We start from the raw sequence: 15,149 nt of genomic DNA on the forward strand, positions 1-15,149 counted from the left end.
TAAGGTGGCAGATTTCCGGGTCTGCTGTGATGGTATGTTGTTTACAGGCTGCCGCTGAACAGTTGTTTTTTTCAGACTGTGTTGCCGTGATGTATCTGAAGGAGTATACAGGTTTAAACGGGGCCAGGAATGTCTGCTATTGTATGTATGATTATTAAATTGTCGTGTGAATAAGAAGGGGTTTCCTTTTTTATGTCCCAAGCCTTTCTTGCTGTGGAAATTAGCTCAGATGGTATAAGGTCCCTTTCTTTTTTACGCGAAAAAGGGCGTCACGTCCGTATTGGTAAAACAGCGTTTCGATCTGTCGGGACCGATGAACCCCTCGCTGCAGCGGTACTTTCCGCCGTGGAAGCCGTGGCAGAGGAAAGGGGCAAGGTACATCTTTATCTTCCTGGCTGGGACTTTATGGCCCGGAATATGGTAACTCCTTTTCGGGGTACGGCCAGAATCCGTCAGGTTCTTCCCATGGAAATGGGGGCTGGTCTGGGGCTGGTCCCGGATAGCTGCGAGGTCTGTTTTGTTGAGACCCGTAAAACCGCAGGCAGTACAGAGGTGCTGGCTCTGGCGCTGGAGCACAGCCGTGCGGAAGGCGTGGCCCAGTTTCTCGGAGATGCGGGTTTTTTTGTGGAATCGGTGGATGTTTCCCATCTGGCAGCGGCAAGGGCTGTCGCTGCACAGGAAGGAATAAAAACACCGTGGTTTTTTGTGGATACCCGAGGATGCCTTGTCCTTATGGCAGGGGGCCATCCCCTTGCCATGCGCATGATCAGTGGAATGAGCCGTGGCCGTGATGTTTTTCTGCAGACATTCATGGCAGCTTTCACAGAACTTGGCTGTCTCCGATTCCGGGATCACATCCCTGAGGTTGTTTGGGTTGTGGGGCCGGGTTCGGATTCTGCCGTGTCTCTGCTGGCGGAGGGAGCGGGTATCTCCACCCGCTCTGGTCTGGAAGAGCCGCTATGGGGGAGCTGCCTGCGGGAAGATCCTGCCGGAGCCTCCATTTTTCTGGCAGCCTTAGCCGGGGCACAGGGCAAAACAGGCCTTCCGTTCCGGGAGAGGGGCTGGCGTCTGGATCAGTTTCTGTCTGTTCATGGAAAACGTCTCGGCCTGTCCGTCCTGCTGACCCTTGTGGTGGCAGTCATTGGTGGTACTCACTTTTTTATGGACATGCAGCGCCTCCGACAGCGGGACAGGGCTCTGGACATGGAAATCCGCAGGGTTTTTAGCCGCACACTTCCGGATGTAAGCCGTATTGTGGATCCTCTTCATCAGATGCGTACCCATCTGTCGGAACTGGAGAAAGCTTCCGCCTTTGCCGCAAGCGGTACGACAGACCGCAAAATGGTGGATCTTTTGAAAGAGATTGTGGACAGTGCTCCGGAGGGGGCTCCCATGAGTTTTACGCGTCTTGCCATTACGGGAGACCAGCTGACCCTGACTGGTGAAACGGATACCTACAATAATGTGGATGGCCTGAAAAACCGACTGGATGCCAGGCCCATGTTTTCCGGAGTTACCATCACCCGGGCCAGTGCGGAGCAGGAAGAAGGGCGTATCCAATTCAATCTGCGGGCTGATATACGTTGACATCCGTGCCCTGTCACAGTCAGCCGGCATACCCCCAGGTCCTTTTGTGAACCAGAGAGGCAACTGGCCGTATATGGCCTGAAAGGACTCCATGCTTTTTCTTTCCCGAAGAGAAAAAATGATTATTCTGGCTGCCGGTCTGATCCTTGCCGCCCTTATGGTGGATCAGCTTATTTTTTCACCCGTCAGGGCATGGCAGCAGAGACTGGACCGCAGCATCAGTGTGAAAAGCCAAAATCTTGAAGAGCTGAGAGGGCTTGCGGAGCGTTACCGGAATCTGCAGGGCAGTGATCAGGCGGCTGTTACAGCTCTGGCCGCCCGGAGGGAGGATTTCACTTTGTTCGGCTTTTTGGAACGGGTTGCCGGAGAGACCGGGGTCAAAAGGAACATTGCTTCCATGAAACCGGGTACAAGCGAAGACCGAATAACGGGCATGCGCTTTTCTGTGGTGGAAATACGGTTGGAAGATGTGGGTATGGTGGATGTCACCCGTTTTCTTCTGCAGCTGGAGACAGCTCCTGAGAATGTGCAGGTGCGCAGCCTGTCCATTGGCCGGAAGGGCGCAAGGGAACCGGCCACCCTTTCCGTTATTCTGCATGCGCAGACCCTTGCCGGATGAGGAAAACATGATGAAACCCCTTATGGTGGCCACCGCCTGGTTTTTGTATTCTTTGGTTTGCCTGTTGTTTTTCATGTATCTGCTGTTTCCGGCAGATGCTCTGCGCCTTTTTGCCGAGGGAGAAATACAGCGGCAAACGGGAATGGAGGTCCACCTGGATGATGTTTCCCTGCGGTTTCCCATGACTCTGGTTGCCGGGCCCTGTACCATCCAGAGGAAAGAAGGGCCGGAGTTTGTCATGGAAAAAATCCGCTTCCGACCCTTTCTGACCTCTTTTCTTCTGGGAGACATGGGAGGTTCTTTCCATGGGAAGATGCTGGAGGGAACGGTGGATGTTTCCCTGCGTATGCCGCGTGATTCTTGGCTGACATCGGAGGGGGTGCTTCTCCTGAAGGGCCTGGACCTGGCTGCACTTGTGAGTCTTGTGCCCCGGCTTCTTCCCTTTGACATCCATGGAAAGGGTTCGGCCCGCATGGTCTGGAAACCGGACGGTGGCGGGCTGGATATCCGGGGCAGGGTGGACCTTGATGGAGGAAACATGGCATTTTTATTTCCTGCATTTCAGCCTCCTGCCCTTCGCCTTACCTCACTGGAGCTGGAAAGTCGTGTGGAGCATGGTCAGCTTGAGGTAGCCAGTATTCTTGCCACAGGAAATTTCGGAAATCTTCATCTGAAGGGAAGCATAACCGGATTTCCCGCGGGTTCCGCCCGCATGAGTCTGGCAGGCGGAATTCGGCCTGATCCGGTTTTTCTTCAGGAGTTGACTGCCATGGGGGGTATGGGCCCTGTTATCAGCCGTTTTGCAGGGCAGCGGGAAATACCTCTGCGTATGGCAGGAACCCTAGAACGCCCGCAGGTAAGCCTTGCGGGTATGCGTTTTTAGAGGCACTATGGCCCGGTATCTGTTTGTATTATGGAATATCATTATGGTTCCCATCGGAGCCTTTGCTGCCGTCTCTCTGGGATACGGGCTGATCACGGAAAAGCTTCTGGAACCGGCAGAAACAGCAGCGGTTCTGTCTCCGGAAGCTACCGGAGCGGAGAAAAGAGGCCGGGCGGCGGCACCGGTAGATGGAGCTTCCTATGCCCTTATCTATGAACGGAATCTTTTTGGTACCCTGATTAAGGAGCAGGCGGAAAAAGAACAGCCGCCTGCCATTGATGTGGATGCCTTGCAGCGAACGAGTCTGAGACTCAGGCTATGGGGAACCATTGCTTCGGAAGACGCGGGTCAGGCTTTTGCCGTGATTGAGGATACAGGTAAAAAGGTCCAGGAGCTCTATGGCGTGGGAGACGCCATTCAGGATGCCACCGTCAAACTGATTCTGAGGCAGAAGGTGGTGCTGACCCGGCGGGGGCAGGATGAGGTACTGGAAATGGATGCGGAGGAGGGCCAGCGCTCTGTGGATCCGTCCATTCGATTCTCCCCGGGAGTGCAGGATTCCCATGAGGTTTCACGGGATATGATCGATGAATCCCTTCAGGATATCAACTCGCTGATGCGTCAGATACGCATCCGTCCGAATTTCGAGGATGGTCAGCCCGCCGGCCTGAGGGTGGACCGTCTGCGTTCCGATTCCATTTTCCGGCAGCTGGGTCTTGAAAACGGAGATGTGATCAAGGGCGTCAATGGCCGGGAGATCCAGTCCGTGGATGATGCCCTGACGTTTTATGACCAGCTGAGAAATGCTTCCACCGTTTCCCTTCAGGTGGAGCGGGGAGGCACACCTCAGACCCTTTCTTATACTATTAGAAATTAGAGGCGGCATGGCCGTCAATGGAGAACCCTGCGGATGATGCTGACCCCGACACGAACTCCCGAAGTCCGATCTTTTCTGACCGCCTGTATTCTGGGGTTGCTGCTGGCACTGGCAGCCCTTCCTGCGATGGGGGCGAACCGAAATGTGAACATCGACTTCAATGATGTGGAGATTTCAGTTTTCATCAAGTACATCAGTGAGGTCACGGGGAAAAACTTTGTGATTGATAACCGTATCCGGGGGAAAGTCACCATTGTTTCACCGGGTGCGGTTACGGTTTATGAAGCCTGGGATATTTTTGAATCCGTACTGGAAGTCCATGGTTTTGCCGCCATTCCTTCCGGTGAGGTCTACAAGGTTGTAACCCAGCCGGATGCAAGGACCAAGGCTATGCAGACAAGCTTTGGCGAGGGAGGGCTAGGGGAGAGTGACCGCATGATTACCCAGATCATTCCCCTGCAGTATGCGGATCCGGAGGAGCTGCGACGTCTGTTTGCCCCCCTTGTGTCCAAGACCAGTGTTCTTTTATCCTATGCCTCCAGCCGTATGCTGATTGTTACGGATTCAGAATCCAATATACGCCGAATCCTTGAGATTGTCCGTTATATTGACGTGCGGGACAAGGGCCGTGAAATCCGGATGATTTCCCTGACCCATGCTGATGCCGCAGAGCTTGTAGGTACCCTTGAGGCCGTTTTTCGGCAGACCCGCAGGGAAGAGGGCAGCAGTGTAACCGAAGATGCGGTCAAATTTGTGGCGGATAAAAGAACCAATACCCTGATAATTCTTGCCAGCAAGGTGGATGTGGAGCGGGTGGAACCCCTTGTGAGACAGCTGGACAGTGCCCTGCCCAAGGGACGGGGCCGTGTGCATGTGTACTATCTTGAAAATGCCGTGGCAGAAGATCTGGCGTCTGTGCTGCAGGCCATGGTGGGCAGGAATACCGCCGGTGGTGGCACGGGAACCAATCAGCCTGTGGTATCTGCCGATGTGACCGTGACGGCGGATTCTGCCACTAACAGCCTCGTGATCATGGCGAATCAGGGCGATCATGCTGTGCTGGGAGATGTGATTCAGAAACTCGATATTCCCAGATCCATGGTGCTGATTGAAGCCCTGATCGTTGAGGTCAGCGTGAGCAGCACCTTTGGTCTGGGTGCGGAGTGGGCTGTAGGGGATACCTTTTCCAAAGGGGGGGCCGACGCTGCCTTTGGAGGGGGCTTTTCCGGTACGGCCGGTAACTCCGCCTGGAGCAACAGCATAGGGCTGGCAAAGGGTGGTATGTTACCCAGCGGTTTTTCCATAGGTGTGGCCGCAGCCCCCCTTGTGCTGAAATCCGGTGGGCAGGAAATTACCTTTCCCAATCTGGGGGCCCTGATACAGGCCTATGAGTCGGACAGAAACTCCCATATTCTCGCTACTCCTCAGATTACCACCCTGGACAACCGGGAGGCCAGCATCACTGTGGGCCGGAATATCCCCTACCTCATCAAATCGGCCACGGGCGATAATGCCTATAATAATTATGAGTACAAGGATGTGGGGGTGCAGTTGAAAATTACGCCTCAGATCAGCAAGGAAGGTCTGATACGCCTGGATATTTTTCAGGAGGTAACGCGCCTGCTGTCCACCGCAGGAACCCTGAATGAGCTGCCCACAACCTTAAAGCGGAGCATTGATACAACGGTGCTGGTCCGGGATCGTAATACGGTGGTCATTGGCGGGCTGATTGATGACAGCTTTTCCGAGTCCGAGTACAAGGTACCCTGTCTGGGGGATATTCCGGGTCTCCGGCTTCTGTTCAGCAGCATGGGGCGGGAACGGGAGAAAACCAATCTTTTTGTCTTTATTACGCCCCATATCATCCGTACGGTGGAGGATGGCAACAGGGTGACTCAGGACAGGCTCGAATCCATCAGTGAGCTGTCTCCCACCACTATTCCCCTGTACGAAGAAAACCGTAAAGCTAAGGAGCTGCCCCGACCCATGGTGATGCCTTCCGACTCTCCGGGCGGAGAAGCGGCTGCAGAAGAAAAGAATGAGTCCGGTGAAGTTTCTGCCGATACTCCTGAATCAGAGCGGGTTCCTTTGTCGGAGCGTCCTGCTTCCGACCCTTCTGTTTCTGCGCCGGATGGGGAGAGCGACTTTGATGCATGAGATAGTTGCGGAAAAACTGGGTCTTTCCCTTGGTTGTCGGCGGGAGCTTGTGCTTTCTATCATGAAGGAGGGTGAAGAGGGACTTGTGGAGGGGCTTATCAAGGCCCGGGCAGGGGATGAACGAAGTGTTCTGGCTGCCGTATCCGAGGCCTTTCATATTCCTCTGATGCTGGAAATAGAGCCGGGTTCCATGGATTTTGCCCGGAAGGTACCCATTCATTTTTTAAAACGTCATCTGCTTCTTCCCATGGAGGGTGAGGGCCGGGTTATCATGCATGATCCCTTGTCCCTTGAGGCTGCGGGAGACCTCTGTCCTCTGCTGGGAACGGAGCCTCTGTCTCCGGTGCTGGCTCCCAGAGCCCGCATTCTTGCGGCCATCAATCAGGCTTATGACGAGGCCAGAGGCTCTGCGGAAGAGCTGGCCCAGAACCTGGAAGAGGAGTCCGGAGATTCCATTCTCAGCGAGATCGAGGAAGCGGCTGATCTTCTGGATGACAGCAACGATGCTCCCATTATCAAGCTTGTCAATCACATTATTGCCCAAGCTGTCAAAGCCAAGGCCTCGGATATTCACATTGAGCCCTACCAGGACCGCTTTGTGATCCGTTATCGTATGGATGGCATGCTCTATGAGCTTATGCGTCCTGCCAAGTGGATGCAGGCACCACTTGTTTCCCGTATTAAAATTATGGCCAAGCTCAATATTGCGGAAAAACGGCTGCCTCAGGACGGGCGTCTTGAGGTGAAAATCGGGGGGCAGTCCGTGGATGTCCGTATCTCCACCGTACCCACAGCTTTTGGTGAAAGGGTGGTGCTGCGTCTTCTCAACAAAGCGGGCAACCTGCTGACCCTGTCGGATTTCGGTATGGCAGCGGATACCTACCAGACCATTCAACGGCTGATTCATCAGCCCAATGGGATTATTCTTGTAACCGGTCCCACGGGCAGCGGTAAAACGACCACCCTTTATGCGGCACTTTCGGAGATTAACCGGGAAGATCTGAATATTGTCACGATTGAGGATCCCGTGGAATATCGTATCCCCGGTATCGGTCAGATTCAGGTGAGTCCTAAAATCGGCCTGACTTTTGCCAAAGGGCTGCGCTCCATTGTCCGCCAGGATCCGGACGTCATTCTTGTGGGAGAAATCAGGGATCAGGAAACAGCAGAAATAGCCGTGCAATCTGCCCTGACCGGTCATTTGGTTTTTTCCACCCTCCATACCAATGATTCGGCCAGTGCCATTACCCGCCTTGTGGATATTGGCATAGAGCCCTTCCTGATTGCTTCGGCTGTAAAGGCTGTCATGGCCCAGCGTCTTGTACGGATTCTCTGCCCGGAATGCAAAATTCCCTATCAGCCTTTACCGGAGGAAATCGATACTCTCGGGCCAGAAGGCGAGTGCCTGAGGAGCAGGGAGGTCTTTCAGCCGGTGGGCTGTACTGCCTGCCTGCAGACAGGATACAGGGGACGCATGAGTATTTATGAAATTATGGAGATGGACAGCACCCTGAAAAAGCTTGTTTTAAAGACATCCGATGCCAACCCCATTCAGAATGCGGCCGTACGGGCAGGGATGGTGACCTTGCGTAAGGATGGTATTCGTAAAATAGGAGAGGGGCTTACCACCATAGCAGAAGTGTTACGGGTTTCATGAAGCGGCACCTGTCTCTAACGCTTGTGATTGTTGGTTGTCACTGTCTGAAGTCCGGGGGTAATTTTCATTGAGTAGGGCAGAAGGTCTGGGCCCTGTGGTCTGTTACATCATGATACGAAGTCTGCCCCGCATTTATGGGTGGGAGAACAGGTTTGTATGAAGAGATTCTTTTGGTTTTTCTGGGGAGTCTGTTTTCTGGTTTTATCCAATGTTCATGCCGAGGAACAAAGCGGCTGCAGAGAAAGGGCCCTTTTTGACTATGGCATCAGCCGGTACGGGGCAGGCCTCTGGGATCTGGCGGCTTCGGGGCTGGATCGGTTTCTTTTTTTCTGCCCGGAAGATGAAAAAAGGGATGCAGCCGCAATCTTCATTGCCCGTTGCCTGTCACAGCAAGGCCACCATGGGGAGTCTGCGGATCTTCTGCGCAGGGTTCACCGGGAAGGGGGGGCAGAAGCATCCCTTGCCGGGCTTCTGCTGGCTTCTCTTTATGCGGAAACGGGAGAAGCCGGCCAAGCCGTGTTATGGGCGGAAAATGTAGTGAGAACCACGGCAGACAGTGGTGAGCGGATTACGGGGCTCTGGATAGCGGGGGGGCAGTATCTGAAGGCGGGAGATCCCCATGGTGCGGCGGCAAGGTGGGATCTGCTGCCGGAAGAAGAGCGCAGACAGGCGGAAAATCTCTGGGTCGCCTGGCAGGATAAGCCGGAAGATGGAAAAAAAAATCCTGTTTTAGCAGGTATACTGGGGGTAGTTCCCGGTGGCGGTTATTTTTATACCGGCAGAAAGCAGGCCGGGACCATGGCTTTTGGCCTTACCATTGGTATGGGAGCCGCCGCATGGGAAGCTTTTGATCAGGACCTTCCGGTTCTCGGTACCTTTCTGGCCCTTGTTACCCTGGGTTTTTACGGTGGCAGCATGAAGGGGGGCATGGAGGAAGCCCGCATGATGAATCGGAATATGGATGCCGCCCATGAAGAAGCGGTGCTGGCTGGTAACCGGAAGGAGGAGGTTTTTTCCCTTGGTGGAGGCAGTATCCGTATATCCCTTCCTTTTTAACCGATGCCTTTCTACGGGAATCGCCGCCTCCAGTCCAGTGCTTCCCGCATCAGTGCCCCGGATGTGCAGACATTCAGTTTCTTTTTGATGGTTTCCCTGTAGCTGCCTACGGTTTTGACACTGATACCCAGAAGATCGGCAATTTCTTTTCTCTGAAACCCCTTTCCCATGAGCTGGAACACTTCCAGCTCCCTGTCCGAAAGGCTTTCCACGGGGTGGCTTGCGGGGTCGGTTTTCCGGGTTAACCGGCCCACCATGCGACTGACCATGGTGTCACTGGCATAGATACGGCCGGAAAGCACCTGACGTATGGCCTGTATCACCGTATCGCTCATTTCGCCTTTCATAATATAACCCATGGCCCCCAGCCGGAAGGCTCTCTCCGCATAGAGGGATTCATCGTGCATGGATATGATGAGGGTTGGCAGGCCGGGTCTTGCGGTCTGGACTTCGGCAAGAAGTTCCAGGCCGCTTTTGTCTTTGAGGGTGATGTCAATGATGACCATATCCGGATCAAGACGTACCAGCTTCTGCTGGGCGGTGTCCACATCCTCTGCTTCTCCGCATACTTCCATATCTTTTTCTTCGTTGATGAGCTGGGCCAGACCTTTACGGAAAACGGGATGATCATCCACAATCAGGATGCGTGCGGTATGAGGCATAGGATTTCTACTCCTGGATGAAGGTTGCGGATCTCAAATTCCGCTCCGATGCGACGGGCTCTGTGGGCCATAATACCCAGTCCCATGCCCTGATCCGGCAGAGGATCGGGCAGTCCCTTGCCATTGTCCTGAATGCGAAGGCAGATATGCTGTCCGTGGCAGGAAAGCTCCATATGAATGCGTTCGGCCCTGCCGTGACGCAGGGCATTACTGATGGCTTCCTGGGCAATGCGGTAGAGGTTGATGGCCGTATTGTGATCCATTTTCATGTCACGGGTCAGTGCTTCCATGTGGCAGCGGACATGAAACACATTGTCAATCTGTTCTGCCAGCTGGGAAAGGGCCGTCCCCAGTCCTCCGGCATCCATATTTACCGGACAGAGGCCCTTGGCCATGTCGCGGGTTTTGGTGGTGGCGGAACGGATGAGATCCGTGATCTCTCCGGCAAGGGCAGCGGCGGGGTTTTGGGCTATGGTCAGCCGTTTATGGAGAAGGCGCGCCATGGCCTCCACACCCACAAGGTGCTGGCCCAGATCGTCGTGGAGATCATAACCGATTTTTCGCCGTTCTTCTTCTCCTGTGCGCAGAATTTCCTTTTCCAGTCTGCGTTGCTCCGTAATATCCAGAATGGCGTTGAGCATGCAGGGTACACCACCAAGGTCAACTATATCCGCAGAAAGATTGGCATTGCGGATGTCACCGCTATGGGTTCGGTAGACAATTTCCCGTTGATGAAACTGACCCCTGGCAAGAAGCTCCCTTGCCAGATTTTTAAAAAGCCCTGTGTCCGGCCAGAAATCCATATCCCGTATGCGGGAGCCAATAATGGCCTGCCTTGGATACCCGGCTATTTTAATAAAGGTATCATTGACGTCCAGAATTCGGCCTTCGGACATGGTGGCAATCATCATGGCAACGGGAGTGGACTGAAAGGCTTTGGCAAATTTTTCTTCGGATTTGCGAAGGGCTTCTTCGGTTTTTCTGCGTTGGGTGATGTCCAGAACGGAGGCGATGCTTTGCTGGGTACCGGGAATCATGGCCACAGTCATGGTGGCGATGAGCCGTTCGCCGTTTTTATTTTTCAGTCGGCACTCATAGGTTCTGGGAGCGGCGGAAGGATTGATTCGGCGCAGGTGGTGATAGCGTTTCATGCGTTCACGGTCTTCCACATTTTCCACAAAAACCGTCCAGACCTGTCGGCCTTCCACCTCATGACGGCTGAAACCCGACAGTCTTTCAAATTCCGCATTCACCATGGCAATGGTGGCGTCTTCTTCGATGAGGATGGTGGCAGTCCCCGTATTGGCAAACACGGTACGGTAGGTTTCCTCGGATTTGGCAAGATCTTTCTGTGCCCTGCGCAGACCGGCGGCATCGCCTTCCAGCCTGCGGATACGGCGCTCCAGTTTCTGTCTCTGCAGGCGAAGGAGGCGGTGTTGTCTGAACGGAGAGCAGAGAGGTGTCATGATATGGATCTCCCGTATAAAAAAATAGAATGGAAACAAGATAGCCCTTCCTGTGCTTTGAAGTCCATATAAATGAAGGTGGGAGCTTATTCCTGCGTATTGTGCGGGGTTGGATCAGGGTCTTTTGCCTAGGGGGAAAAGGGTTTTTGAACCGTAGGGATATCGGTGGATGCCGGATTCTTTTTACTGACAGTGGGGGCTATATTGTCAGAATAGGAGTATGCGCTGTAACCAGACCTTTTTTCAAGGAGGAAAGCCCATGGCAGCAGAAACGCGCTTTATGGCCGATGTGGAAGCCTGTGTGGATGCCATCATTGAAACCGTAGGCAGGGATGTGGTGCTGGGCATGCCCCTTGCTCTGGGAAAGTCTCACCATGTGACCAATGCCCTGTATGCCCGCGCCAAGGCTGATCCGGACATGAGTCTTACCATTCTCACGGCTCTGGCTTTGGAAAAGCCCTCTCCCTCCAGTGAGCTGGAGAGACGTATGCTGGAACCCATGGTGGACCGCATCTGGAAGGGTGTACCGGATTTTGATTATATGAAGGATTACAGGCAGGGCCGTCTCCCGGATAATGTGAAAATCCGGGAGTTTTTTTACAAGGCGGGCAGTTACATGAACATGCCCGAAGCCCAGCAGGAGTATATCAGCAGCAATTATACCCATGTGGTCCGGGATCTGGAGGTCAACGCCATCAATGTCTACTGCCATATTGTAGCCAAAGGCGAGGAAAACGGACGGTTGATGTTCAGTGATTCCTGTAACTCCGACCTCGGGCGTGACGTTATTGCCTATATGGAGAGGGCAAAGGCCGCAGGCCGCAAAGTCGTTCATGTGGCCCATGTGAACCGCCATCTTCCATTCATGTACGGTGATGCGGTGAACGGGCCGGAAGTTTTTGACATGGTGCTGGAGGGGGAAGCTATGCACACGCCCCTGTTTTCCGTTCCCAAGGCTTCCGTAGCTCCGGCGGATCATGCCATCGGCCTCCATGTGAGCAGCCTGATCCGTGACGGAGGCACCCTGCAGATCGGTATCGGTGCTCTGGGAGATGCCATAGCCGATAGCCTGATTCTGCGCCATGAGCACAATGATGTATACAGGAACCTTCTGGCTGATGCGGGAATTGATGAACAGTACGGAGATCTGGTGGATAGCCTTGGAGGCCGTGCACCTTTTGAAAAAGGGCTGTACGGCGCAACGGAAATGCTGGTGGAAGCCTTTCTGTATCTCTATCATGCTGGCATCCTGAAGCGAAAGGTTTATGGCAGTGAACCGGTCCAGAGGCTGGTTAATGAAGGAAAGCTTGCGGAAAGGGTTCATCCGGAGGCACTGGCTCTGTTGCTGGGAGAAAAACCATTTTATCCCATGCTGACGCTGGAAGATTTCAGTCTGTTGCAGCATTACGGATTGTTCCGGGAAGAGCTGGTGTATGATGATTTTTCCATATGCGAATCTTCCGGCCACAGGTGGTCGGCCGATATGCGGGATGGTGCGTACAGAAAGGAAGTGGCTGCTGCACTCTGTGGAGACTCACTGAAAAACGGCGTTCTTCTTCATGCCGGTTTTTTTATTGGCTCCAACGATTTCTATGAGAGTCTGCGCACCATGGACAAGGATGAGCGAAAACTGTTTTCCATGACCGGTGTGGATGTGGTGAACCAGCTGTATGGAGATGAGAAGCTCCGGGCACTGCAGCGCAAGGACGCCCGTTTTATCAATACGGGTATGAAGCTGTCCATTCTGGGAAATGTCTGTTCCGATGCCCTGGAAGATGGTCGTGTTGTTTCCGGCGTTGGCGGTCAGTATAATTTTGTAGCCATGGCCCATGCCCTGAAAGACGCCCGGTTGATCATGATGCTCCGATCCACGGGCTTCAGGGGAGGTAAGACCGTTTCCAATGTGGTCTTTTCCTACGGACATACCACCATTCCCCGGCATCTCAGGGATATGGTGGTTACGGAATACGGTATTGCGGATATCAGGGGGCGATCGGACAGGGAGGTGATTGCCCGGATTCTGGCCGTAACGGATTCCAGATTTCAGGAAGGGCTCCTGAAAAAGGCAAAGGATGCGGGAAAAATCCATCCGCATTACATGATCCCTGATGCCTTCCGGGACAATACGCCCGAGCGTCTGAATGCCCTTGCTGCGAAATATAAGAAACAGGGAGTTTTTGCTCCTTTCCCCTTTGGTTCGGAATTTACCCCGGAGGAGCAGATTCTCGGTAAATCCCTTCGGGGGCTGAAGCAGAGTCTGGCAAAGAAGAAATGGCCTGCCATTGCCGGTATTCTTTCGGGTATGGTGAAGCCCGTTCCCGAAGCCGTCCTGCCTTATCTCCGGCGCATGGAACTCCACGAGCCCGTCGGATTCAAGGAAAAGCTGTTGCGCAGCGTCGTCATCCATGCGCTGGTTTCCGGCGGCAGTCTGGATACGGCGGCAGTCAGACAGGCTGCCGGATCCCCTGGTCGTATGAAGAGTCGTGTGGCTAAAGCGACAGCCCGATAATGCATGACCGGTCCCCTCCAGATTCGGAGGGGACTTTTGGGGACGGGCTTTGTTGCTTTATGCCGTAGCGGTAAGGTCTGGCAGAAAAAGCTGTCCATCCTTTACATCATGGCGAAGCCCTGTCCTTTGCGCTATCCGTATTTTTTTTTTGAATTTTTCGAAAGATGGTGCTGCGGTTGACTTTGAAGATCCGTGCTACCTGCTGGACGGAGCCGTGCCAACGGATGGCACGATCCAGAAAGTCGGACTCAATATCCGCCATTATTTCTTTAAGAGACCGTCCTCCCTGAAGAAGATCGGAATAGGGTTCCGTTTTGGGGGCTTCTTTTCCAAGGATGGATACGGGAAGATCGGCCGGAGCTATGATGGGACCCTGATGGGTGATAATAAGGGAGTGGATAAAATTTTCCAGCTCACGGACATTCCCGGGCCAGCTATAATGACTCATGGCTTTCAGGGTTACATCCATGAAGGCGATGCGTTTATTGTACTTTGCGCTGTACTTTCTGATGAAAGCTTCGGCCAGGGGCTGGATGTCTGCCTGGCGTTCCCGTAGGGGAGGGATGGTAACCGTAGCCACATTGAGACGATAGAAGAGGTCCTGCCTGAATTTTCCCTCTTCAATACGGCTGGCAAGGTCCCGGTTGGTTGCGGCTATGATTCTTGCATCCACCTTCACGGGTCTGCTCCCGCCTATACGCATGATTTCTCCATCCTGAAGAACACGAAGAAGACGGGTTTGCATGGCCAGAGGCATTTCACCTATTTCATCAAGAAAAATCGTACTTTCCTTGGCCAGTTCAAAGTATCCTGCCTTTCCTTTGGTGGAGGCTCCTGTAAAGGCCCCTGGCATGTAACCAAACATTTCCGATTCCACAAGAGATTCGGAGATACTCCCGCAGTCAACCTTCATCATTACCTTATCACTGCGCTGACTCTGGCCGTGAACATAACGGGCAAAGACATCTTTGCCAACGCCGGTTTCACCAAGAATCAGCAGGGTGGCATCGGTTTTTGCCATGGTCTGCAGGAAATTCAGGGTTTCATGCATGACCTCACTGGCAAATATGGGTGTGGTTGTCTGGGACTGTTCCCTTGCCATGTAGGCCATTTGTTCATTGGTCTGTTCAATGAGCTGTTTCTGCAGGGAGACCTGCTCGTTGAGCTGGGTGATCCTTGTGATATCCCGGGCAAAGGTGATGACAAGACGGAGAGCACCCGTTTCGTCAAAAACAGGTGTTCCCGTGAGAACAAGCATTTTACCGTTTCTGAGGCGTTGGGTGTGGGTAACGGTTTTTGCCTTGCGCACGACTTCCGGATTCAGTGCAAGGTCAAAAACGCCTTCTTCCACCAGACTGCGTACCTGACGACCCAGTACCTGATGGCGGGAAAGGCCGGTGAGCTGCTCATACATCCGGTTTACGTATAAGGTAATTCCTTCGAGATTGGTGATAAAGACTCCCTCAGGAATGGCGTCCAGAATATCAAGGCTGTGGCTGGCCAGCAGGTCTTTGGCGTTGGGCTGCATATCTCTATCTTACCATGCGGTTGGGTAACGCTTGAAAGCATGAATTCCATGCAGAAGATGCCTGTTCCACCGGAGGCAGGGATCGGCATGATTCCCATACCATCAAGGGGCAGCAGGGCAGAGAGTATCAAAGCAGCCTTTGAAAATA

The 15,149-nt window shown here is 53.6% G+C and carries 11 protein-coding genes; 8 read left to right on the forward strand and 3 right to left on the reverse strand.

The window, feature by feature from the left end; translation table 11 throughout:
• Positions 1-192 precede the first annotated feature (192 nt).
• The 7 genes from OOT00_RS03045 (at position 193) to OOT00_RS03075 (ending at position 8,836) form a co-directional block, all read left to right on the forward strand.
• Positions 193-1,587, forward strand: coding sequence for a PilN domain-containing protein (locus OOT00_RS03045; RefSeq protein WP_265423815.1), 1,395 nt, complete (start codon positions 193-195; stop codon positions 1,585-1,587).
• 91 nt (positions 1,588-1,678) lie between these two features.
• Positions 1,679-2,206 (forward strand): type II secretion system protein GspM, encoded by a 528-nt coding sequence (locus OOT00_RS03050; protein WP_265423816.1) that lies wholly within the window; start codon positions 1,679-1,681, stop codon positions 2,204-2,206.
• Positions 2,207-2,213: 7 nt separating this feature from the next.
• Complete coding sequence (gene gspN / locus OOT00_RS03055; protein WP_265423817.1) at positions 2,214-3,089, forward strand: type II secretion system protein GspN; 876 nt, start codon at positions 2,214-2,216, stop codon at positions 3,087-3,089.
• Between the two features lie 43 nt (positions 3,090-3,132).
• Complete coding sequence (gspC, locus tag OOT00_RS03060) at positions 3,133-3,966, forward strand: type II secretion system protein GspC (protein ID WP_265423818.1); 834 nt, start codon at positions 3,133-3,135, stop codon at positions 3,964-3,966.
• A gap of 33 nt (positions 3,967-3,999) precedes the next feature.
• Positions 4,000-6,123, forward strand: a complete 2,124-nt coding sequence (gene gspD, locus OOT00_RS03065) for a type II secretion system secretin GspD (protein ID WP_265423819.1) — start codon at positions 4,000-4,002, stop codon at positions 6,121-6,123.
• Complete coding sequence (gene gspE / locus OOT00_RS03070; RefSeq protein WP_265423820.1) at positions 6,116-7,780, forward strand: type II secretion system ATPase GspE; 1,665 nt, start codon at positions 6,116-6,118, stop codon at positions 7,778-7,780. The genes gspD and gspE overlap by 8 nt, the downstream gene beginning before the upstream one ends.
• A gap of 156 nt (positions 7,781-7,936) precedes the next feature.
• Positions 7,937-8,836: a hypothetical protein gene (locus tag OOT00_RS03075; RefSeq protein WP_265423821.1), complete on the forward strand. Its 900-nt coding sequence runs from the start codon at positions 7,937-7,939 to the stop codon at positions 8,834-8,836.
• A gap of 11 nt (positions 8,837-8,847) precedes the next feature.
• Here the strand turns inward: OOT00_RS03075 and OOT00_RS03080 are convergent, their stop codons facing one another.
• Both OOT00_RS03080 and OOT00_RS03085 read right to left on the reverse strand, forming a co-directional pair.
• Positions 8,848-9,498, reverse strand: a complete 651-nt coding sequence (locus OOT00_RS03080) for a response regulator transcription factor (protein ID WP_265423822.1) — start codon at positions 9,496-9,498, stop codon at positions 8,848-8,850.
• Entirely contained in the window at positions 9,474-10,964 is a 1,491-nt protein-coding gene (locus tag OOT00_RS03085; protein ID WP_265423823.1) for a sensor histidine kinase, read from the reverse strand. The genes OOT00_RS03080 and OOT00_RS03085 overlap by 25 nt, the downstream gene beginning before the upstream one ends.
• 259 nt (positions 10,965-11,223) lie before the next feature.
• Between OOT00_RS03085 and OOT00_RS03090 the strand changes: the two genes are divergently transcribed.
• Complete coding sequence (locus OOT00_RS03090; RefSeq protein WP_265423824.1) at positions 11,224-13,473, forward strand: acetyl-CoA hydrolase/transferase C-terminal domain-containing protein; 2,250 nt, start codon at positions 11,224-11,226, stop codon at positions 13,471-13,473.
• Between the two features lie 106 nt (positions 13,474-13,579).
• On the opposite strand, the gene OOT00_RS03095 is transcribed toward OOT00_RS03090, so the two are convergent.
• On the reverse strand, positions 13,580-15,001 hold the full coding sequence (locus tag OOT00_RS03095) for a sigma-54 interaction domain-containing protein (RefSeq protein WP_265423825.1): 1,422 nt from the start codon (positions 14,999-15,001) through the stop codon (positions 13,580-13,582).
• Between the last annotated feature and the right edge of the window lie 148 nt (positions 15,002-15,149).

Source organism: Desulfobotulus pelophilus (assembly GCF_026155325.1).
GTDB lineage: Bacteria > Desulfobacterota > Desulfobacteria > Desulfobacterales > ASO4-4 > Desulfobotulus > Desulfobotulus pelophilus.

Excerpts from the sequence above, each read along its gene's own strand:
- gspE (WP_265423820.1), top strand. The coding sequence starts at position 6,116 with ATGCATGAGATAGTTGCGGAAAAACTGGGTCTTTCCCTTGGTTGTCGG.
- OOT00_RS03095 (WP_265423825.1), bottom strand. The coding sequence starts at position 15,001 with ATGCAGCCCAACGCCAAAGACCTGCTGGCCAGCCACAGCCTTGATATT.
- OOT00_RS03085 (WP_265423823.1), bottom strand. The coding sequence starts at position 10,964 with ATGACACCTCTCTGCTCTCCGTTCAGACAACACCGCCTCCTTCGCCTG.
- OOT00_RS03075 (WP_265423821.1), top strand. The coding sequence starts at position 7,937 with ATGAAGAGATTCTTTTGGTTTTTCTGGGGAGTCTGTTTTCTGGTTTTA.
- OOT00_RS03050 (WP_265423816.1), top strand. The coding sequence starts at position 1,679 with ATGCTTTTTCTTTCCCGAAGAGAAAAAATGATTATTCTGGCTGCCGGT.
- gspN (WP_265423817.1), top strand. The coding sequence starts at position 2,214 with ATGATGAAACCCCTTATGGTGGCCACCGCCTGGTTTTTGTATTCTTTG.
- gspC (WP_265423818.1), top strand. The coding sequence starts at position 3,133 with ATGGTTCCCATCGGAGCCTTTGCTGCCGTCTCTCTGGGATACGGGCTG.
- OOT00_RS03080 (WP_265423822.1), bottom strand. The coding sequence starts at position 9,498 with ATGCCTCATACCGCACGCATCCTGATTGTGGATGATCATCCCGTTTTC.
- OOT00_RS03090 (WP_265423824.1), top strand. The coding sequence starts at position 11,224 with ATGGCAGCAGAAACGCGCTTTATGGCCGATGTGGAAGCCTGTGTGGAT.
- OOT00_RS03045 (WP_265423815.1), top strand. The coding sequence starts at position 193 with ATGTCCCAAGCCTTTCTTGCTGTGGAAATTAGCTCAGATGGTATAAGG.
- gspD (WP_265423819.1), top strand. The coding sequence starts at position 4,000 with ATGATGCTGACCCCGACACGAACTCCCGAAGTCCGATCTTTTCTGACC.